The sequence below is a fragment of the Candidatus Eisenbacteria bacterium genome, assembly GCA_016867715.1.
In the GTDB taxonomy this organism is placed as follows: Bacteria; Orphanbacterota; Orphanbacteria; order Orphanbacterales; family Orphanbacteraceae; genus VGIW01.
Genome location: VGIW01000008.1, coordinates 38,934 through 59,474 on the forward strand (window position 1 = coordinate 38,934; position 20,541 = coordinate 59,474).

A 20,541-nucleotide genomic window follows, 5' to 3' on the forward strand; every position below is an offset into this window, starting at 1 on the left:
GGCGTCTTTCGGGGCGCCGGCCCGTTTCGACAAGAAGACGCGGAGCATGCCCGGGCCGTTACTTGTGTTCTCCTGCCGCGTACTTGACGCTGCATCCGTACGGCTTCGTTTCGCGCACCGAGATCGTCCGATTTCCCATGCATTGCTCGAGGGCGACCCGGACATAGTTGATCGATCCGAGGGTTCCTACGCTCGGATCGTCGTCCAGGGCGCCCCGATAGATCAGCGTGCCGTCCAAACAGATCACGAACACATGGGGCGTCGTCTTTGCCTTGTAGAGCCGACCCACCTCGCCCGATTCGTCGATGAGGATCGGATACGGAAGCCCGAACTCCTCTTTCGCGCGGCGGTTCTTCTCGAGACCGTGCCCCTGCATCCCCGGCGCGCTCGAGTTGATCGCGAAGAAGAAGACATCGTCCTTCATCGCGTCGTACAGATCGTTCATCGTCTTGTTCGCCTGATGATGCTTCTTGATGAACGGGCATTCCGGATTGAACCACTCGAGCACGACCATCTTCTTGCCGATGGAATCGCTCAGGCGATGCTCGATGCCGTCCGTGTCCTTCAGGGTGAAGCCGGGCACCTTCGCGCCGAGCGCGATCGGCGCGGGCGGTTCCTTCACCTCCTTCTCCTTCGGCGAGCAGGCGAGGATCAAGACCGCCGCGAGCGCGGTCGCGAGCGTGAGCGATCCCGAGCGGGGCCATCTCCACCGGGACATGAAAGCCGCCTCCCTTGCGTCAGTCTGAAGCCCCGTCTTCCGTGAGCGCGGAGTTCACTTCATAGAACGCCGCGGGGCTTCGAGCGTTGGTGCGAATCTCGATGACACCGCTTGCGGGACCGACTCCGCTCTCCGTTCGGCGAAAACGGAGCGCGAGCAGCCCTCGATCGGAAACAGCATCCGCGATCGGATCGGCGAGCTCGCCGCAATCCGCCGCGGGAAAGAACGCCACCCGGTCGTCCTCCCCGGCCCGAACGATGAACCGATCGTCCTCCCAGCGCGCGCGCACTCCGGGATGCGTGTCCGGGAGCGGAACGGGAATCGAGAGCCGCACTCGGCGGAAGAGACCCGCGTCCAAGGAGAGCGAAGCCTGCTCCCCGGCTCTCGACACGGGGAGAATGAGCGCGGCGGTATCCGTCCCGGCGACGCACGCCTCGCGGCAGGCAACCCACCTCGCCGTGCAGCGGAACTCCGCGAGATCTCTGGAAGAGAAGTCCTCGCGAACCCGGAACGGAACGATCACGAGAGCATCCTCGCGGTACACGTGATCGAGAATCCCCCCGGGGGAGACGAGGCGCTCGGGAGCGGGCCAGAGCATCTCTCCGGCCTCGCACCCGTCGGGCGCATCCACGCGGATCTCGAGCGGGGCGCCCGAGTCGCTTCTCCCCTTCCAGTACACATGCCAACCCTCCGCCAAGTCGACGACGATCCCAAGGTGGAGCGTCCCTCCGGAAACGACGGACGACTCATTCGCGACGAGGCGGATCCGGACGGGCGTCTCCTCGCCGTCGCGGACCCCCTCCCGACAAGAGGCGAAGGCAAGAATCGCGGCGACGAGAACGGCGCGGAGCATGCGGTACCGGACACCCATGGGAACCCCCCGCTCCCACCATTGTAATTGATTCTTCAAACTCGGTCCACCGAACTGCCCGGGGGGCTCTCGTCGGGCACGGAGGAGGGGCCCCGCGAGGAGAGAAGCCCCCCGAGCGAGCGGAAGCGTTCTCGAAGCCGGCTTCTTCCCGCCTCGCGTTCCTCGTTTCCGCGCGCCGGGGCGAATGGTGGATCGGAAGCCGAGCGCCCTTGCATGGGGCGATACTGCAACTTATTGATCATCAACGTGTTGTACTGGAAAACCCCCAGCGGAGAGAGGATCAATTGCGCCGCGGCGCTCCATGCGGTACATTCGGGAACCGAGCGGGAGGCCGAATGAGTCCCCCGTCCCCAACGAAGGAGGTTGAACTATGAAGAAAGCGATCGTCGTGCTTCTGGCGGGAAGCCTGATCGTCGGCGCGTTCGGCTGCACGATGTCGAGAGCTCAGAAGGGCGCCGCGCTCGGCGGCACGACCGGCGCGGTGATCGGCGGGATCATCGGCAAGAGGGCCGGAAACACCGCGGCCGGCGCGATCGTCGGCGCCGCGGTCGGCGGCACGACCGGCGCCATCATCGGCAAGTACATGGACGAACAGGCGGCCGAGATGGAGAAGAACCTCGATGGCGTCAACGTCGAGCGGGTCGGCGAGGGGATTCTCCTCACCTTCGAATCGGGCATTCTTTTCGACGTCAACAAAGCGGAACTCCGGCCGCTGGCGCAAGAGAACCTGAAGAAGATGGCGGGGATCCTGAACGAGTACGAGGACACGAACATCCGGATCGAGGGGCACACGGACTCGGACGGAAGCGAGGAACACAACCAGAAGCTTTCCGAGCGGCGCGCGCAGTCGGTGGCGAATTACCTCACGGAACTCGGCGTCGCGCGCTCCCGGATGACGATCGTCGGCTACGGCGAGATGCGTCCCGTGTACGACAACTCGACCCCAGAGGGGAAGCAGGCGAACCGCCGCGTCGAGGTCGCGATCACCGCGAACGAGGAGCTGAAGCAAAGCGCAGAGTCGGAAGCCGGAAAGAGCTGATCGCCGCGCCGCAGCAGCGATCGAACCCGCATGCTTCCTTTCGGCCCGCCGTGCGGATCGCCGGCGGGCCGTTTCTCACCGAACCACAGAAAGGACCCGATGCCGTGTATCGTTTCCCCTTCCTCCAGGCGGCTCTTCTCGTGACCGCGCTCTTCGGAGCCGCGGGCGCGGAAGAGGTGACGTTTCGCTACGTTCCGTTCGATGGAGAGCAAGTGACGAGCGTTTCCTTGAGAGGTTCGATGAATAACTGGGGGGAGACTCCCCTCGCCCGCGGGGCGGACGGAACCTGGTCCGTCACGATCGAGCTCGCGCCCGGAGAGCATGCGTACAAGTTCTTCATCAACGGTCAATGGCCGAAGAATATGGAAACGGATCACGACGGAGAGCCGATCGACGCGGAAGCGGCGAGTTACGTCGACGACAGCTATGGGGGACAGAACGCCGTGCGAGTCGTCGGGCGAGCTCCTGCGCCTGAGGCGCGCGCGCTTCCGTCCGCTCCGCCTCTCGAAGAGGGGAAGGCTCGAATCCGCTACCACCGCCCGGACCGATCGTACGGCGGATGGGGTCTTCACGTCTGGGAGGACGCGAGGGAGAGCGTGACCTGGGACTCCCCTCTCCCTCCGACCGGCGAGGATTCGTTCGGGCCCTACTGGGATGTTCGTCTTCAGCCGAACGCCGCGAAGGTCGGCTTCATCGTCCACAAGGGGGACCAGAAGGATCCGGGGCCGGACATGTTCCTCGTTCTTGCCGATCACGGGCGCGAGATCTGGCTCGTCTCCGGAAGCCCCATCCTTCACACGACCCCGCCGGATGTCGCCGGCCTCGCCTTCGGCGATCTCGGACGATCCCAAGCGCATTGGGTCTCGGCCCGCACGATCGTGTGGAAGGGATCCGGCAAGAGCGGCGAGAGCTACCGTCTTCACTACGCGGCGGACGGGAAGCTCGAGGTGACCGCCGGAGGAGTTCTCGGAGGCGAGTCGATCGCGCTCGTTCCCGATCCGGACGATCTCGCGCCCGAGATCCGCGAACGCTTCCCTCATCTCGGGAGGCGCGGAGGGCTTCGGATCGCGGACACGGATCTTCCGAAGGTTCCGGAGATCTTGAAGTGCCGCGTCGCGATCTCGGTTTCCGGAACGGATGGGAAGCTCCGCGACGCGACCGGCATCCAGATCCCCGGCGTCCTCGACGACCTCTTCCGCACCGACCGCCCCCTCGGCGTGATCTGGGAAGACGGCACCCCTTCGCTCGCGCTCTGGGCCCCGACGGCGCGCTCCGTGACGCTTCACCTGTACTCCTCGCCTCGAGGACCCCACGGAGAACGGACAATCCCGATGACAGCCGAGGGGGGCGTGTGGACCGCGGCCGGCGCGCCCGATTGGAAAGGCCTATACTATTTATATGAAGTGGACGTCTACGCGCCGGCGACGGGAAGAATCGAACGCAATCTCGTCACCGACCCGTATTCGCGCAGCCTCTCGATGAACAGCACGCGCTCGCAGATCGTCGACATGAACGACCCGGCGCTCAAGCCCGAAGGATGGGGAGAGCTCGCGAAGCCGCATCTCGCGGGTCCCGAGGAGATCGTCCTCTATGAGCTCCACGTGCGGGACTTCAGCGCGAGCGATCCGGCGGTCCTCGACGAACACCGCGGGACGTTCCTCGCGTTCGCGGACGAATCGAACGGCACGAGGCATCTCCGCCTCCTCGCCGAGGCGGGGGTGACCCACGTCCACCTTCTCCCCGTCTTCGATCTCGCGACGATCAACGAAAACAAGAGCGAGTGGAAAAGCCCGGGCGATCTCTCCCTGTTCCCGCCCGACTCGGAGAAGCAGCAGGAGGCGATCTCCGCGATCAAGGACGCGGACGGCTACAACTGGGGCTACGATCCGCTCCATTTCGGCGTTCCCGAGGGGAGCTACTCGACCGACCCGGACGGACCCGCGCGCATCCTTGAGTTCCGCCGCATGGTGCAGGCCCTCGCGGGGATGGGGCTCCGCGTCGTGATGGACGTCGTGTACAACCACACGCACGCGAGCGGACAGGACCCGCGCTCGGTCTTCGATCGGATCGTTCCCGGCTACTACCACAGGCTGAACGCCGACGGGCGCGTCGAGACGAGCACCTGCTGCGCGAACACCGCGAGCGAGCATTACATGATGGAGCGCTTCCTGATCGACGACCTCGTCCACTGGACGACGAACTATAAGATCGACGGGTTTCGTTTCGACCTCATGGGCCATCACATGAGAAGCAACCTCGTGAAGGCGAACGAGCGCCTCGCGTCGCTCACGCCGGAGAAGGACGGCGTGGACGGATCGAAGATCTACATCTACGGCGAGGGATGGAACTTCGGCGAGGTCGCCGACGGAAAGCGGGGCGTGAACGCGACGCAAATGAACATGTACGGGACCGGCGTCGGGACGTTCAACGACCGAATGCGCGACGCGGTCCGAGGCGGGAGTCCGTTCGGGGACGCGCGCGACCAGGGATTCGCCACCGGGCTCTTCCTCGATCCGAACGGATGGAACGGCTCGGGGCCGGCCGAGCGGGAGAGGCTCCTCGACGCGGCGGATCGAATCCGGATCGGGCTCGCGGGGAACCTCAGGGACTATCGGTTCGCCGCGCATGACGGACGCGAGACGCGAGGCGGCGACTATGCGTCCGTCGGGTACGCGAAGAACCCGATCGAGACGATCAACTACGTCTCCGCGCACGACAACCAGACTCTCTTCGACAAGATCGTCGCGGCCGCTCCGCCGGGTGCGCCCGCCGCCGATCGCATCCGCATGCGGAACCTCGCGATCGATCTCGCCGCGCTTGGGCAGGGGATTCCCTTCTTCCACGCGGGAGTCGAGATCCTTCGCTCGAAGTCGTTCGACAACGACAGCTACAACTCGGGCGATTGGTTCAACCGTCTGGATTTCACGTATGAGACGAACAACTTCGGCGCGGGACTCCCGCCCGCCGAGAAGAACCGCGACCGCTGGAACCTTATGCGTCCGCTGCTCGGGCGCGCGGACCTTCGGCCGAATCGCGAGGAGATCGCCGCGGCCTTCGAGCATTTCCGGCGGACGCTTCGCATTCGAAAGAGCTCGCCGCTCTTCCGCCTCCGTACGGGGGAGGAAGTCGCCGAGAGGATCCGCTTCCACAACACCGGACCCCGGCAGACCCCGGGGCTCGTCGTGATGAGCCTCTCGGATACGGCGCCGGGAAAGACGATCGATCCCGCCTATCGGAGGATCGTCGTCCTCTTCAACGCATCGAAGGAGAAGGAGAAGCACGCGGACGCGGAATGGAAGGGCGCCGCGTTCGTCCTCCATCCCGTGCAGGCGGAATCGCCGGATCCGGCGGAGCGCGCATGTTCGTTCGACGCGGGGACCGGGGAGTTCACGGTGGCGCCGCGGACGGCCGCGGTCTTCGTCGAGAAGAGGTAGCCGCGCGGGCGGAAGCGGGGCGCGCCGTCGGGGAGAACTTCGGCTCGCCCCCTTCCGCCGTCATCTCTCCCCGCGCCACGGCTTGCCCAGCACCTCCGCCTCTGCCCAATCCGCGCCGCCAATCTCTTGAAGCGTGAACGAAGCTTTCGCCTCCGAGAATCTCGAGCTCGCGGCGTTCCGCGCGTCGTCGACGCTCCGGAACCCACGCTCGACAAGAATCGTCTGCGCCCTCTCGCCCCAGAAGAAAGCGATCAGCGAATCGACGACTTCCTTCTGCTCGGCCGTGACGTTCCGGCCGATCTTGACGACGACCGGCTCGCTGACAATCGTCCGCGGGGGGACCACCAACTCCTCGCGCGCGCGCTCCGGGGCGAACCTTCGCAGGATGTCCGCCTCGTAGGTGATCGTCGCGTCTCCCGCGCCCTCCTCGAACCGAGCGCGGAGAAGCCGAGCGGATGGCTCGACGGCCTCCGCGTTCCTCCAAACGCGCTGCAAGAGGTCCCTTGCCTTTTCCGGGTCGCCCGACGCGCGAAGCTCGGAACCGTGCACGGCGAGGAGCGTCCACTCGCCCGCCCCCGATGAGGCGGGATCGGCGAGCAAGAGCCGGAGGCCGTCACGCGCGAGATCCTCGAACCCGAGAATCCCGAGAGGATTCCCCTCGCGCACGCGGATCGCCATCGGTGAACGCGTGAAAACCCCCGCGTTCGGGGACATTCGCCACGTGGGGCCTGGGAGCACGCCCCTCCGGACCAACCTCATCGCGTCGATCTCCGAGGAGAGGACGGCGATCTCCGCGGGGAACTTCGCGATGATTCGATCGGTGAGCGCGGCCGAGCCCGCGAAGGTCGTGATGAACTCCACGCGCTCCCCTGTCCTCCGGCTCCACGCTTCTTGAAACGCGGGAAGGATTTCCTCCGTCATCACCTCCTCGAGGGCGCTGAAGCAGTAGACGTTGACCGTGCGGGGTCCGATCTCCCGGCGGAGCCTCCCGCCTTGCCACACGATGAAGAGAAGAAACATCACGATGAGAACCGCGAGCACGAGCCGGCTCCCGGGCAACGTTCGGCCGGTTTCTTCTCTTCTTCCCGGTTTCTGCCACGACATGTCCCGTCCTCCCGGAAGCCGCTTTCAACCGTTAAAGGATAAAACAACGGTAGAGCGTGCCCCGCCTCAGGCTACCACAGAGCCGCGGCCCGGTCGCGTGAATCGGCGGGGATGGAGACGGCCGGCGGAATTGGCGCCCTCAACGAGAGGGCGCCTCCGCGCGAAAGGACTCGGGGGAGAACGGGGGAATCGGGCAGTCCAGCGAGGAGGAGAATGCGCGAACGAGCTCCGCCTCCTCGATCGTCACCGAACGGTCCGCGAGGGCGACGTGAACGGCCGCGTCGACCGTCTTCTCGCGCACCGCGAACGATGCCTCCGCGAGGCGGTCGAGAGCTTTCTCGAGCGCGGCGAAGTCCGCCGGTTCTTCAGGCCGGAAAGGGAACGACGTCTTCGCGAGATCCTCGATCCTCGCGACCCCGCTCGCGAAGGCGGAGCGCGCGGCGTCTTCATCTCCCCCGCTCCCCGCGCGCGCGAGCGCGCCGAGAAGGACCCCGACATCCTTGAGCACCGGACCGAACGACCGGAAGCGGATTCGATCGACCGGACGTGCGGCGCGGAGGAGGCGGTGCGCGACCACTTGACGGAGCGCGAACTCGAAGAGCGTGATGCGGGCATCCGTGTTCACGAGCGCGTCGATCCTCACGAGGAGCTTCTCGCGTTCGAGCGGCAGGAGATCGCGGAGCGCCGGCGCCGCGAGATCGACGAGCGGAAGACGCGCGCGAGGATCGAGACCGCGGAGCTTTTCGTGCGTCCGAACGATCGATTCGATCTCGCCGGAGGAAAGGTCTTTCCTGAGGATCTCGATCTGCTTCTCGCGAGCGTCGTCGGTCGAGTCGAGAAGAAGCGCGAGGATCGACCGCGCGGCCCCCTCGGGAGTCGACGCTCGCGAGCGAATCTCCTCCGGGATGAGACCAAGAAGCGCCGCGCCAAGCGCCGGATCGTTCGCGTTCGGGTTCCCGACGCGATCTCGGATCTTCCCCGGTTCGACCGCAAGGCCTCCTCCGAGAATGACGGGACCGAGAAGATCCTCGAGCCCGCGCGCGCGCTTCGCCGGCCGCTCCTCGTGCTCGGTCGATGACTCCTCTTCTACGCGCGGAAACACGCCGTCGAACGAGGGCTCCAGCTTTCGGATCCGCTCGACGAGAGGCGGATGCGTGGCGAACGCCGCCGTGAGAAATCCTATTCCTCTTCCGGGCGAGAAGAAGAGATGGCTGGCCTGCTCCGCGTTGGGCGAGCGGATGCGCGAGCCCTCGGCCAAGCCCCCGATCTTCTTCAGCGCACCCGCGAGACCGGAAGGATCACGTGTAAACTGAACGGAGGAAGAATCCGCGAGATGCTCGCGCTCTCTCGAGACGGCCGCCTGAATGAGGCGGCCCGCGATCGTCCCGATGTACCCGATGAGCACGAGGAGGAGGCCCGCGATCGCCGCGACCGGCGTTCCTCTTCTTGACCCGCCTCTCCGCGCGCCGCCGCCGATGCGAAGGAGAATCCTCCCGAGAATGCTGAGGGCGAAGATGCCGAAGAGGATCCCGATGAGACGAACGTTGAGCCTCATGTCCCCGTTCAGGATGTGGCTGAACTCGTGGCCGATGACCCCCTGAAGCTCGTCCCGCTTGAGATGCCGGAGCGTTCCCCTCGTGACGGCGACGGCGGCGTCGCTCGGCGTGTGTCCCGCTGCGAAGGCGTTGATCCCCTCCTCGTTCTCGAGGACGTACACGGCCGGCACCGGAATGCCGGACGCGATCGCCATCTCCTCGACGACGTTGAGAAGACGCTTCTCCGCCGGGTCCTCCGTGAACGGCTGGACGCGCCGGCCCCCGAGCATCTCCGCCACCGCGCTCCCGCCCCCGCGAAGCGTCTGCATTTTCGTCAAGCTCGCGAGGCCGATGAAGAGAATCCCGCACACGGCGATGATCGCGAAGTCCCGCGGGTTCCACCACTCGTGCATTGTGGGGCCGGTCGAAGTTCCCGCGGCGTAGCGAAGGACGATCCGGCTCGCCGCGTAGAGCGCGACGATAATACCCGCGACGGCGAGCGAAAAGAGAAACACGAGCCGGCTCGTGTTTCTGCGCGCGCGATCCTGGTGCTCGAAGAAGTTCATGTCGCCCGGCGGTCCGCTCCCGCGCAAAGGAGAGCGGGCCTATGATTTCTACGTAAACGAAACCTTCGGCGCCTTCCGCTCTTCCGCGGACTCGGTCGCCTGGAGAAGCTCCGCCTTCGTGAACCCGAACATCCCGGCGAGGATGTTGTTCGGGAACGTCTCTCGAAGGATGTTGAACTGCATGACCATGTCGTTGAACGCCTGGCGCGCGAACGAGACCTTGTTCTCGGTCGTCGTGAGCTCCTCCATCAGTTGGCTCATCGTCTGGTTCGCCTTGAGGTCGGGGTAGGCTTCCGCGACCGCGAAGAGGCGGCCGAGCGCGCCGGAAAGCGCGCCTTCCGCTCCGGCGAGACCCTGCATCGCCTCGGGAGAGCCGGGCATCTTTGCGGCGAGCTCCGCCGCACTCGCGGCGATGTTCCTCGCCTTCACGACGTTCTCGAGAACCTCGCGCTCGTGCTTCAGGTACCCCTTCGCGGTCTCCACGAGGTTCGGGATGAGATCGTAGCGACGCTTGAGCTGCACGTCGATCTGAGCGAACGCGTTCTGATACCGGTTTCTTCCGGCGACGAGCCGGTTGTAGATCCCGATTACGATCGCCAGAAGAGCGGCGACGACGAGAAGAAGGACGATCAGCGCCATGTGAACCCTCCTTTGAGCGACGCGCGCGCCTCGCGGAAGATCCGGCGACGCCCGCGCGAATCGTTCCCGAACGAGTGGAGTTTCGCCCCGCGCCGGAGCGGCGTCAAGACGATCCTCGCCGCGCTTCCTCGCAACCGAATACGCGCGAAGACGCTCTCTTATTTCACGCGAACCAGAGAAAGATCGCCCCTCCGGCTACTCGCTTCCCGAGCTTTCCCGGAGATGGAGAACCTCGCCTCCGAGAATGGTCGCCCAGACAACCGTCCCCGGAATCTCCTCATCGGGAACGGCGAGGATGTCCCGAGAGAGAACAACGATGTCCGCCAGCTTCCCCGGCGCGATCGAGCCCTTGCTCTCTTCTTCGAAGGCGGCGTAGATCGAGAACGCGCGTCTCCTCCCCTCGAAAGTGGGCGATCTCCACATTCGTTCCGACGGCGAGAATCGTCTCGCCGCGAATCGCGACGGCTTCCGCCTCGGGCGATGTCTCGTCCGTCGTCACGACACGCCCGCCGGTAAGAAGAAGCGTCGCCGGTTCTTCGCCTCCCCCGCACGCGAGAGCGAAGAGAACGGCGAGAAGCGGGGCGAGTGTCCCTGGAAGAAGAGAGCAATGAAGACACCGAACCGCGCGTTTTGAACTTGAAATGACCATTTCGCTATTGGCCGTTCGTCCCGTGTTCGCGGCGACCGGAATCGCGTTTCGCATGTCCGAGCAACCGTCGCCGCTCTCCGCTACTTCACCTCGCCTCCCGAACGCTCCCAGTGCGCCCCCTTGGTGAACCAATCCTTGAAGACGATCGCGAGGATGGGGCCGCCGAGCGCGAACGCTCCGAGGATGAGCCAGAGCGCGCTCGGCGAGTCCATAAAAGCGACCGTCCCGGCGCGGAGCTGCTCCCCGATGTCGAGAGGCACCCATCGCGTGAGCATGTGCCCGGAGAGAAGGCTCACGACCGTCTTCGCGAGGAAGTACGGCACCATCGAGAGGCCCAGGTAGGTTCCCTCCTGCCCCTTCGGAGCGATCGCCGCGGTGTACTCGTAGAGGCGCGGCGACCAGATCACCTCGCCGACGGTGAGAACGACGAGCGCGATGATCGACGTGACGTAGGTCGCGTTCCCGAATGTCGGGATCGCGAGAACGAAGAGAGAGAGGGCGGAGATCATCCCGCCGTAGGTAAGCATCTTGTATACACTATATCGATGAAGAATCGGGATGAGCAGGATGAGGCCGATGATGACGAGAACCGGGTTCACCGCTTGGAGCGTCCCGATGGCCGCGTCCGGCCCGATCACGCGAAGCCAATACTTCGGCCAAAGGAGGTGCAGATAGAGAAAACACGCGCGGACGAAGATGATGAGCGAGGCGAGCACGAGAAATCGCCAGAAGATCGACTCGCGAAGGACCGCGACGGCGACCTCCCACGGTTTCTTCCGTTCCTTGACCTCCGGCTCGATCACCTCGTCCTCGTCGTGCGCCTGGTCCTCTCGGCGGATCCAGACGAGGGCGAGGACGAAGCAGACGACGTGCGCGAAAACAGCGAACGTGAAGATGTGTCCGTTCCCGACACCGAGCGCGAGGCGGACGATGTCGATGAGAAAGCCGGCCGCTGCCGCGCCGATGTTCATGAAGAGATACCAGAGGTTGAACCCGGCCCCGCGCGAGCTCTTGGTCGTGAAACGCTTGTTCGCCGCCTGGAAGAACGTTTGCACCATCGCGACGAAGGGGGCCATCAGGAAGAAGGCAACCACCACGAGAACGCCGCGATACTCGGGCAAGAGGTTCGGGTTCAGCGCAAGCACCATGATCGTCCCGCGCGTCAGGAACTGCCCGATCATCGCGACGAGAAACGATTTTCGGATGCCGAGCCAGTCGGTGATCATCCCCGAGAAGAAGAGGCAGATCGTCGTCGTGCTCCCGTAGAGCGTGACCGCGTAGCCGGCGTTTTCATCGCTGAAGCCGAAGTCGTCCGAGAGAAGAACGACCGCGATCGTGAGGATCGAGAAGAAGGTCGTCGAGTCGAGAAGGTTGATGATCTGGATGCCCCAGTACTCCGACCGGGTCCGCTTGAGGACGCCGAAATCGCGGAAGTACTTGGCGACGGCGCCGAGAGGACCTTTCGAGTCGGGCGCTTCTCTGCTCATCGATCCTCCTTAACCTAGAAGATATGCTTGGAACAAGACATTACTGACGACGACGCAAGAAATGCAACGGCGCCCACCGACAGGAGCCGCGGCCACAGCCGCCGGAACGGGGTCCGGCCCATTGCATTCTTTGGATCGGGCTCAATAGACGCCGAAAAGCCGCGATGGCTTTCCCCACTCTCCCTCGAAGACCGTATCCCGCGCGGGCCGTCGTTTCCGCGCGGCGAGATCGCGCGCGCGGAGCTTCTCGGGAAGATCGTCCGGATTTCCGAGAGATCCGATCGCGAGCGCCGTGACGACCTGCCAACCGTCGGGAATGCGGTAGATCTCCCGCGCACGTTCGGGGAGAATCCCCCCCATCTGATGCACGAAGAGACCGCGCGCGGTCGCTTCGATCGTGAGCGTCGCCGACGCGAGCTCGAGATCGTGAAGAGCGGTCGGGTTCGGAGATCCGTTCCGCGCGAACGAGAGACTGGTAACGCCGAGCGCGAGAACCGGCGCGTGCTTCGCCCACTCCCGGTTCGCTCCACGAGACACGAGAGAAGCCGCTCGAACTCCTCGGGATCGCTCTTCCGCGCGACGATGAAGCGCCACGGCTGCTCATTCATGGAGGACGCGGCCCACCGCGCCGCCTCGAAGATCGAGCGGAGATCGTCGTCGGGGACCGCCTTTCCGTCGAACGCGCACGGGCTCCATCTCCTCGCGATGAGATCGTGAATCGGACGATCCGCCGCTGCCCGCTTGTCGATCGGCATTCGGTTCTCCTAGTCGCCGGTTTTCATGCACACCGATCCTACCATCGAGCGAGACTCGACGGAAGAGCCTATCGCGAAGAGAAGCTGCGAGAAGGAGAACAGAAAAGGACCGCGGCGCTCGCCCGACGACTCGGGCTACGAGCCGCGTGCCTGATGTTCTCTTCGCCCGAGGATTTAGCTCGATGAACCGCGACATACGCGCGGCTCCACCCGTGCTCGTCCGCGGAGCCGGACGGGAACGTGGACGGCTCATGCCCGCACGGGCGATCCGTGGACCGCCCGCCACTCGCTTCAAGCCGTGCTCGCGAGACGAAAACCGAGGTTGTTGTTGCGGTTGTCCGGCGTGTTGTTGTTCCGATTCGCGGAGCGGCAGTTCTGGGCGTTGTTGTTCCAGCTGCCACCCCGTTTCACGCGGTTGGAGCCGGAGCCGGGACCGCGCATGCGGCCGGTTCGCGAGCACGTCCCGCGCGCAACTCACCCTCGATCTTCTTTCGTTCCCGCCCGAAAGGAAGCCAGGACCCGCCTTCGAAAGCCGGGCGGACTCCAAGCCTCCACATGCGCGACCAAGGCACCGAGGCTGCTTTGCAGGCGCAGTTCTTCCACCTGCCCGTCGTGCGATTCCTTCAGACGTCGCCGGAGCATTCGGCTGAATCGCTGAGCCTTCCGCCTCCGCACCCGCACGAGCCGCGGAAAGGTCCGAAGGCCGAGAAAAGGAATACCGACGACGGTTCGGGTAAGCAGCGTCGCGGCTTGATTCAGATCGAGAGAAAGCTCGCCCGCGAGATGGCGCCGAACGTCTCCCAGCATTCCCTTCAGGCGCCCACGATCGTCGTCGAACAGAATGAAGTCGTCCATGTACCGGAGGTAACCCCCGGGGCGCAGCTGCTCGAGCACGAAATGGTCGAAGCCGCATAGATAGAAGTTCGCAAAATGTTGGCTTGTGAGGTTTCCGATCGGAAGACCGCACGCCCGTTGCCTGCTCGTCGGCGGCCCGAGCGCCGCCGGCTCGACGAAAAGACAACCGCCGTGCGAGATCTGGTCCGACCCCGCGCCGGCGTCGACGATTGTGTCGCAAAGGCCCAGCACATGGCGGTCTTTGAGGACTCGCCGCAACCGCGTCTTCAACACGCCGTGATCCACGGTTGCGAAGAAGCGGTGGATGTCGCTCTTCAGAAAGAACGACCAGCGCCCTGCAAGACGCCGGCATTGTTCGACCGCCGCATGCGTCCCTTTCCCGACCCGGCACGCATACGAGTGATCGATCGCCCCGCGCTCCAATACAGGACCGATCGCCGCGCAAAGAGCGTGATGGACAACACGGTCCCGAAACGGCGCGGCAGTGATGACGCGTTCCTTGGGATCGCGGATCAGGAAGCGGTGGGGTTGCCCGGGCTTCCATGCTCCGGCGCGCAGTTCACTCTCCAGCGTGAACAGCTCTTCTTCGAGGTTCCAAAGGAAACGCGCCACCGAGAGACTTCGTTTCTTTCCGCGCGCGGCCAAACGGGCGGCCGCGTGGAGAGCCGGGAAGGAACAGACGGATTCGAAGAGCCCGCCTACCCGCCGCACGAAGCCGGCTCCTTGAGGTCGCGGTCGAGCGAGCGGAGTCATCCGCCGACCATCCGACCAGTTTCGGTGAGCTGCCGGAAACCGTGCTCGTAGCCATCGTGTGGAAGGAAGCCTCGCTGGTGACAGAGGCGAAGGAGAACACGCATCTTCTCCAGCCGGAGGTTCATCCGTTCGAGGACCGGCCGGCGCGCGCGTGTGTAGCGAGCTTCGACGATGTCCTCGAGCATGTCCAGCGCGAGGGACTCGAGACGGTTCGAGATGGAGAGGCGCACGCGCCGCGGGAACTTCTCCGTGCGGCCGAGGAGCCAGTCCAGGAACTCGGTCCACTGAAGGTAAAGAGGAAGCTCCTCTTCAGACATGCTCGGCTCCGGCGACGGATACGGGGTCTCCGAATCGACTCACGAGGTCGAGGACGGCCTGTCCGTGTTTTTCGAGGCGCCTTCTTCCCACGCCCGGGACAGACCCGAGTGATGCGATCGATGCCGGGCGGAGACGAGCGATCTCCGCGAGCTGCCGGTTCGTGAAGATGAGATAAACCGGGACGCCGAGCGAGTCGGCGACTTCGGAACGCCATGCACGAAGAGCCTGATAGAGCCCGGCATCCTGTTCGGAAACCGGCTCCCTCCAGCCGTAGCGCCCCCGGCGACGGGTCTCCCGGAACTCCTCGGGAGATGCTTCCCCTTCCGTCGCGCCCTCCGCGCCCTGTTCCCCCGGCGCTCGGCGCAACCGATGCGTGACGGCCAACGTCCAATAGGGCCGGCCGCCGTGCTCGAAGAACGCGGGGACCACATCGAGGATTTCGCAGCGTCTCTCGAGCGCTTCGATCGGATCCGCGTCGAAACCCTGCGCGGAAGGCAAGAAGGGGAGCGTGAGGATGGTAACGGAAACGCTCACGCCGAGATCTCCTCAAGCCTGTGGACAACCGCCCGGCCACGCGGCCTCGGCCGTCTCTCGGGCTTCGCCCTTCTCGCCGGCCTCGGCCTCGGAAAGAACCCCGCAAATCGTAAAATGGTAAAAGCGCAAAGCGTCATGAACCGTTCCTCGCGAGACGAAAACCGAGGTAGTAGTCGCGGTTGCCCGGCGCGTGGACGATCCGACTCGCGGAGCGGCAGAACTGGGCGCAGTTGAACCAGCTGCCACCCCGTAACACGCGGTAGGAGCCGGAGCCGGGACCCGTCGGGTCGGTCGCCGTACCCCCATACGATCCGTACCAATCCCAACACCACTCCCACACGTTCCCGTGCATGTCGTACAGCCCCCAAGCGTTCGGGCTCTTCCCGCCGACTGCATGCGTCTGGCTCCCGGAATTCTGATCGTACCAACCGACCAAGTCCAGTTTGGAGTCGAAACCGGTCGCGCTCGTGATCGTCCCGTTGCAGAACGCGCTCCCGCTCCCCGCGCGACACGCGTGCTCCCACTCCGCCTCGGTCAAGAGACGATAGCCGTACGCATCCTTGTTCCACATCACCGTCGCCGACGTGATGTGATTCCCGGAATAAGCCGGCTGCAAGATCGTATACGCCGGTGTCAACCCCTCTCTCTCCGATCGCTTGTTGCAGTACATCACCGCATCGAACCAGGTCACGTTCTCCACTGGACGACTCGAACCCCGAAAACCCGACTCGTTCCAACCCATCACCGACTCCCACTCCGACTGCGTCACCTCGTACTTCGAGACGTAGAACGATCGCGTCAGCGTCACTTGATGCTGATCCTCGTTCGAGTCCCGGCCGAGCTCCCCCGACGGACTCCCCATCGTGAACGTGCCGGCGCGAACGAGGACCATGTCGCGTGGGGCCGTGACCACGGCGGGTTGCGGGGGTGGAGGAGGTGGAGGAGGCGGGGGCGCGGGCTCCTTGCCGCTCCCCGCGCAGGTCACGTTGCTGCACGATGCGCCGGTCGAGATCGTCACGCTCTTCGCTCCGGGACCGGAGGGGGAGAAACGGACCGCGACCGAGTGGACGGCGCCCGCGGCGAGATCGTACGCGCCGCCCCCCGCCGTGATCTTGAAGTCCGTCCCGGCCGGAACGCTCACCGAGCCGGTCAGTCTTCCCCCACCCGCGTTCTGGATCGTAAAACGCTTCTCCGCCTGCGAGCCGACCTCCAGCGCGCCGAAATCGAGAGAGGAAGCGGAAAGGCGGCAGGAGGGGGGAGGATCCACGGGCGGCGGAGTCGACGGCGGGGGAGTGACAACCGTCTGTGGAGCAGGCGGAGGCGTAGACCTCTCCTGCCTGGGCGCCGGCGTCTCGCGTGGGGGAGAGAGCGGCTTCGGTGTCTCCCTTGTCGCGCTCTCGCGCGGTTGAATGACCGCGATGCGCTCCTCTCTTTCTTTCTTTTCGGCAAGCTGGGGAATCGCGATCCAGACGAGCGCGACCGCCAAGGCGGCCGCTCCGGCCGCGAGAGCAGCGATTCTCCAGCCTCGCCGCGCTCGCCGTGCGGGCGCCCCCGCCGCCGGAACGCCCGTCCGATACCCCTCCACTCGCGAAGCCTCGGGACCGAGACCGCGAAGAACATCCTCCACGCTTGGGCGGCGAGAGGGATCCCGCTCCAGCATCGCCGCGAGCCGCGCGCGAAGCTCGGCCGGAGCGTGCGCGCGCACGCGCTCCCCTGCGAGACCCTCCCGATGCTGCTGCATCACGAGGAGAGGATTCTCGTCCTCGTACACGCGCCGCCCCGTCGCCATCTCGTACCAGAGCGCGCCGAGCGCATACACATCCGTCGCCGCGGTGATCGCCTCCCCCGCCCCGCACTGCTCCGGAGACATGTACGCCGCCGTCCCGTACCCGCCCACCGTCACGCTCCGCGCGTCGATCTTTTTCGCCACGCCGAAGTCGATCACGACCAGGCGGTCGAGACGCCCGTCGGCGAGAAGGAGATTCCCCGGTTTCAGATCCCGGTGTACCACGCCCAATCGGTGCGCCACGCGAAGCGCCCGACCGATCTGCGCCACCACGATCTCGCACTCCGCGATCGTGAGCTTCCCCTTCTCCCGAAGCCAATCCCCGAGATGCGTGTGCCCGGGAATCCGCTCCATCTCGATGAAGGGAAGCTCCGCGAACCCGGTCGAGACGCTCCCCGTCCCATAAACAGTAGGAACCGGACACAACGGATCCGCCTTCTTGAGCTGCTCCAGAATCTCCGCCTCGCGCCGAAACTTCCGCACCACGTCCGCGTCGCCGAGAAGCTCCTGCCGCAAGACCTTCAACACGCAGGGCCGGTTCGACGCGCTGTTGTGGCCGGAGTAGATCCGGGCCATGCCGCCCTTGTCGGAGAGAAGAACGAGACGGCGATAGGGGCCGAGCGTCATCCCGCCGCTCGTCGAGGACGCCCCCCGATTCCTCCCGAGAAGGTAGAGAAGCGCGCCGAGACCGACGACGAGAAGGGTGGCGAGAACGCTGACGAGTGCGGTCTGCATGACGATCGATGCCTCAAGGACCGGCCGAAACCCGCACGCGAAGCAAGTCTGATCGGACCGTATCGGAGTCGGTGACCAGAAGGATCTGGATCTCGTAGTCGCCGGAATCGAGTGCCGCGATCTGTTTCACGACCCAGGGTTCTTGTTCCTTGGAGCAGACAAGCTTCCTCTGCTCGCTCCACGGCTTGTTCCGAGCGCGGTATCGAGCGACCCACTCCGTCCGCGCCGGCACCCGGCCGGCGACCTCGAAGGCGAGACTCTGATAGCGCCTGAGCCGGACGATCTCGCCGGGCCGCGCCGGTGTTCCTTTGACGTCCCCGCCCGGCTCGACCGGCCCCAGCCAACGGATCTCGATCGGTTCCGGAGACGGAGAGGGGACCGCGACCTCGCTCGGCGACACGGGCGTTTCCGGAGCAGGTGGCTCGACGGCGACCACTCGCTCCGGAGGGCGTTCGTCCCGAGTCCTCTCGGGCCGAACGTCGCGCGCCTCCCGATCGGCGTGCGCTTCCCGCTCCGCGCGGGGCGCCGTTGCGGACACGGGGGCCTGCGGCGGGTCGCCGCCGCGCTGGGTTCTCGGCGGAGAAAACGCCGTCGAATCCTCCACCGTCTCGGTCTCCGTCGTCTCGACCACGTCGTCGGGTACACGATCCGGCGGCCGCCTGAAGAGAAGCCATCCGATCCCGCCGATCCCCGCGACGAGGAAGAGAGAGAGGAGCGTCACCAAGACCCTCCGGCCGCGGCTCAAGCCTCGACCCGCGTTCCCCTCTCCCGCCACGCCTTCCTCCTTTCTCAACGCCTCCACGTCGGGGAGCCGTCCAACCGACGGCTTCGCCCTCGGGAGCCGTCCGGCCTCCACGACGCCGACCGTGATGTTGTCCGTGCTCCCTTTCGTGTAGGCGAGGCTAAGAAGATTGCGGAGCGCATCGGAGAGATCGCGGGTCCCCCGGAGATGCTGCACCAGCTCGTCCGGCGCGACGATCCCCTCGACGGGGTTCCCCGTGAGGCCGTCCGTGCAGGCCAGAACGAGTGAGTTCGGCGCGAGAGGAACTCTTCGAATATCCGGAGAGGGCTTCCCGCTCTCCCCGAGATGGCGCGTGAGCGCGGAGGCGAGAGTCCGGACGACCGGGTTCGTCGCCGCTTCGGACGCGGTGTAGAGGCCGCGGTCGATCGCGTCCTGCACGGCGCTGTGGTCGGTCGTGAGCGGCTCGATCCGTCCCTCGGCGAGAAGGTACGCGCGGCTGTCGCCGACGTGCGCGACGACCCACTCGTCTTCCGTGGCGAAGACGACGACGAGCGTCGTTCCCATCCCGCGGAGCGACGGATTCGCTTCGCTCTCCCGAAGAAGCGCTTCGTGCGCCTCTTCGAACGCGTCCCCCAGCCACGGCTCCAGCTCCTCGCGCCGCGGAGGCCGATCCCGGAGCCGATCGCGGAGGAGGAGGGCCGCGCGGCGGCTCGCATGCGCCCCGCCGAGCGCGCCCCCCATTCCGTCCGCGACGACGAGCGCGGCGTGCACGCATCCCTTCGCTGGAGAGAAAACCAGTCCCCAGCAAAAATCCTCGTTCTCCGGGCGACGCCCCTGCGTCGTCCGAAACTGAACCGTCCGCTTCACGGCCGCCTCATTACGGTCCGGATCATCGTCCGGAGCCGCCTACGCGATCTTCGGGCTCGCGCTCAGTCCTTGTGATAGACGAGCTCCACCGTCCCCATCCGGATCACGTCCCCTTCCTTGAGGACGCGCGGCTCGTCCGCCTTCATCGCCGCGCCGTTCAAGAGCGTGGCGTTCCGATCGGGATCCGCCGGATCCGGGATGTTGATGAACGTGTAGCCCTCGCTTCCGTACTTCAGCCTCGCCTGGCGGCTCGAGACAGTCGGATCGGAAAGCTGAATGTGGCGCGTCGGGTCCCCCTGAAGGCGGCCGAAGGTGTACTCGATCTGGTGATCGCTCACGCCGCGCGGACGGACGAGGCGGATCTCCTTGAGATCGACGCCGCCCTTCACCTCGAAGCGTCCGGGCATCACCTTCACGGTCCCCGCCTGGATCGCCTCCTGGGTCGGAACGGCGGCCGTGATCTTCTGGGTCTTGTCGGTCACCGTGACGATCCCGGCCCCGAAATCATCCGTGGCCGGCTCGCGGGAACTTCTCCGAAGAACGAGAACGAGCGCGGCCGCGACCACGACAACCGCCGCGATGAGACCGAAGAGGAGCCAGCGAGGCTTCGCCCCTTCTTCGGCCTCGGCGAGGAGCGAACGCGCGACGGAAAGTCCGGCCGGGGGACGGGTCATCGACTGCCCCAAGGTGATCGCTTGCTGCAAGAGCGGGATCGCGGCCTTGAACTTGCGGTTCGAGAGGAGCGACTGCGCCTGGCCGAGAAGGTTGTCGAACTCCGCCTGGCGCGGATCGATCGGAGGAATGACCTCGCCCCCGCCGCCCCCGCCGTCGCCGTGCTCGGCGCGTTCGAGCTCGACGAGGGTGAGCTGGCCGCTCTGCGCGTCCTGGTTCACGATGCCGGTCACGCGATAGCGCGCCTCGGTCGGCGGAAGTCCTTTGTCCGTGATGACCGTGATCCCGTCGCCCCAATCGTCGCGGAGCTCGTACGCCCACGTGTTCCCCGAGGGGTCGGGGCGCCACTTGTCTATCCGCCCATAGATCTCGACCTTCGTGTTCGCCCCGATCGTTCCCTGGCGAATCTGGACGATCACCCGCTCGATGTCCTGGGCGAGGGCTTCGCCCAATGCCCCGAGGAGCGTGCCCAGCACGAGCAA

General features: G+C 65.6%; 16 protein-coding genes and 1 pseudogene. 2 read left to right on the forward strand and 15 right to left on the reverse strand.

Going from position 1 to position 20,541, the window contains the following annotated elements:
• Positions 1 to 58: 58 nt before the first annotated feature.
• Together FJY73_03025 and FJY73_03030 are read right to left on the reverse strand one after the other, a co-directional pair.
• Positions 59 to 718: a redoxin family protein gene (locus FJY73_03025; protein MBM3319631.1), complete on the reverse strand. Its 660-nt coding sequence runs from the start codon at positions 716 to 718 to the stop codon at positions 59 to 61.
• Between the two features lie 19 nt (positions 719 to 737).
• Positions 738 to 1,589 (reverse strand): hypothetical protein, encoded by an 852-nt coding sequence (locus FJY73_03030; GenBank protein ID MBM3319632.1) that lies wholly within the window; start codon positions 1,587 to 1,589, stop codon positions 738 to 740.
• Between the two features lie 370 nt (positions 1,590 to 1,959).
• On the opposite strand from FJY73_03030, the gene FJY73_03035 reads away from it, so the two are divergent.
• Both FJY73_03035 and pulA read left to right on the forward strand, forming a co-directional pair.
• Positions 1,960 to 2,628 carry an OmpA family protein gene (locus FJY73_03035; GenBank protein ID MBM3319633.1) on the forward strand — a complete coding sequence of 223 codons (669 nt, stop codon included), beginning with the start codon at positions 1,960 to 1,962 and terminating at the stop codon, positions 2,626 to 2,628.
• A gap of 104 nt (positions 2,629 to 2,732) precedes the next feature.
• Positions 2,733 to 6,062 carry a pullulanase-type alpha-1,6-glucosidase gene (gene pulA, locus FJY73_03040; GenBank protein MBM3319634.1) on the forward strand — a complete coding sequence of 1,110 codons (3,330 nt, stop codon included), beginning with the start codon at positions 2,733 to 2,735 and terminating at the stop codon, positions 6,060 to 6,062.
• Positions 6,063 to 6,122: 60 nt separating this feature from the next.
• Here the strand turns inward: pulA and FJY73_03045 are convergent, their stop codons facing one another.
• From FJY73_03045 to FJY73_03105, 13 genes and pseudogenes are all read right to left on the reverse strand, one after another.
• A complete protein-coding gene (locus tag FJY73_03045; GenBank protein MBM3319635.1) occupies positions 6,123 to 7,166 on the reverse strand; it encodes a substrate-binding domain-containing protein in 1,044 nt (347 codons plus the stop codon).
• Positions 7,167 to 7,305: 139 nt separating this feature from the next.
• A complete protein-coding gene (locus FJY73_03050) occupies positions 7,306 to 9,267 on the reverse strand; it encodes a M48 family metallopeptidase (protein ID MBM3319636.1) in 1,962 nt (653 codons plus the stop codon).
• Between the two features lie 48 nt (positions 9,268 to 9,315).
• Positions 9,316 to 9,906: a LemA family protein gene (locus FJY73_03055; protein ID MBM3319637.1), complete on the reverse strand. Its 591-nt coding sequence runs from the start codon at positions 9,904 to 9,906 to the stop codon at positions 9,316 to 9,318.
• Between the two features lie 195 nt (positions 9,907 to 10,101).
• Positions 10,102 to 10,329: an amidohydrolase family protein gene (locus FJY73_03060; protein ID MBM3319638.1), complete on the reverse strand. Its 228-nt coding sequence runs from the start codon at positions 10,327 to 10,329 to the stop codon at positions 10,102 to 10,104.
• 306 nt (positions 10,330 to 10,635) lie between these two features.
• Entirely contained in the window at positions 10,636 to 12,042 is a 1,407-nt protein-coding gene (locus FJY73_03065) for an MFS transporter (GenBank protein MBM3319639.1), read from the reverse strand.
• A 141-nt stretch (positions 12,043 to 12,183) separates the two neighbouring features.
• A pseudogene (locus tag FJY73_03070) lies at positions 12,184 to 12,797 on the reverse strand (nitroreductase family protein).
• A 291-nt stretch (positions 12,798 to 13,088) separates the two neighbouring features.
• A complete protein-coding gene (locus tag FJY73_03075; GenBank protein MBM3319640.1) occupies positions 13,089 to 13,238 on the reverse strand; it encodes an SUMF1/EgtB/PvdO family nonheme iron enzyme in 150 nt (49 codons plus the stop codon).
• Positions 13,239 to 13,271: 33 nt separating this feature from the next.
• The gene (locus FJY73_03080) at positions 13,272 to 14,363 is read right to left on the reverse strand and encodes a group II intron reverse transcriptase domain-containing protein (GenBank protein ID MBM3319641.1); all 1,092 of its coding nucleotides are present in this window, start codon (positions 14,361 to 14,363) and stop codon (positions 13,272 to 13,274) included.
• Between the two features lie 38 nt (positions 14,364 to 14,401).
• On the reverse strand, positions 14,402 to 14,722 hold the full coding sequence (locus FJY73_03085) for a four helix bundle protein (protein MBM3319642.1): 321 nt from the start codon (positions 14,720 to 14,722) through the stop codon (positions 14,402 to 14,404).
• The gene (locus tag FJY73_03090; GenBank protein MBM3319643.1) at positions 14,715 to 15,257 is read right to left on the reverse strand and encodes an HRDC domain-containing protein; all 543 of its coding nucleotides are present in this window, start codon (positions 15,255 to 15,257) and stop codon (positions 14,715 to 14,717) included. Before FJY73_03090 ends, FJY73_03085 begins: the two co-directional genes overlap by 8 nt.
• A 133-nt stretch (positions 15,258 to 15,390) precedes the next feature.
• Positions 15,391 to 17,778 carry an SUMF1/EgtB/PvdO family nonheme iron enzyme gene (locus FJY73_03095; protein MBM3319644.1) on the reverse strand — a complete coding sequence of 796 codons (2,388 nt, stop codon included), beginning with the start codon at positions 17,776 to 17,778 and terminating at the stop codon, positions 15,391 to 15,393.
• Between the two features lie 13 nt (positions 17,779 to 17,791).
• On the reverse strand, positions 17,792 to 19,387 hold the full coding sequence (locus FJY73_03100; GenBank protein MBM3319645.1) for a protein phosphatase 2C domain-containing protein: 1,596 nt from the start codon (positions 19,385 to 19,387) through the stop codon (positions 17,792 to 17,794).
• Positions 19,388 to 19,449: 62 nt separating this feature from the next.
• Positions 19,450 to 20,541 (reverse strand): FHA domain-containing protein (locus tag FJY73_03105; GenBank protein ID MBM3319646.1); only part of this gene is annotated, 1,092 nt, incomplete at its 5' end.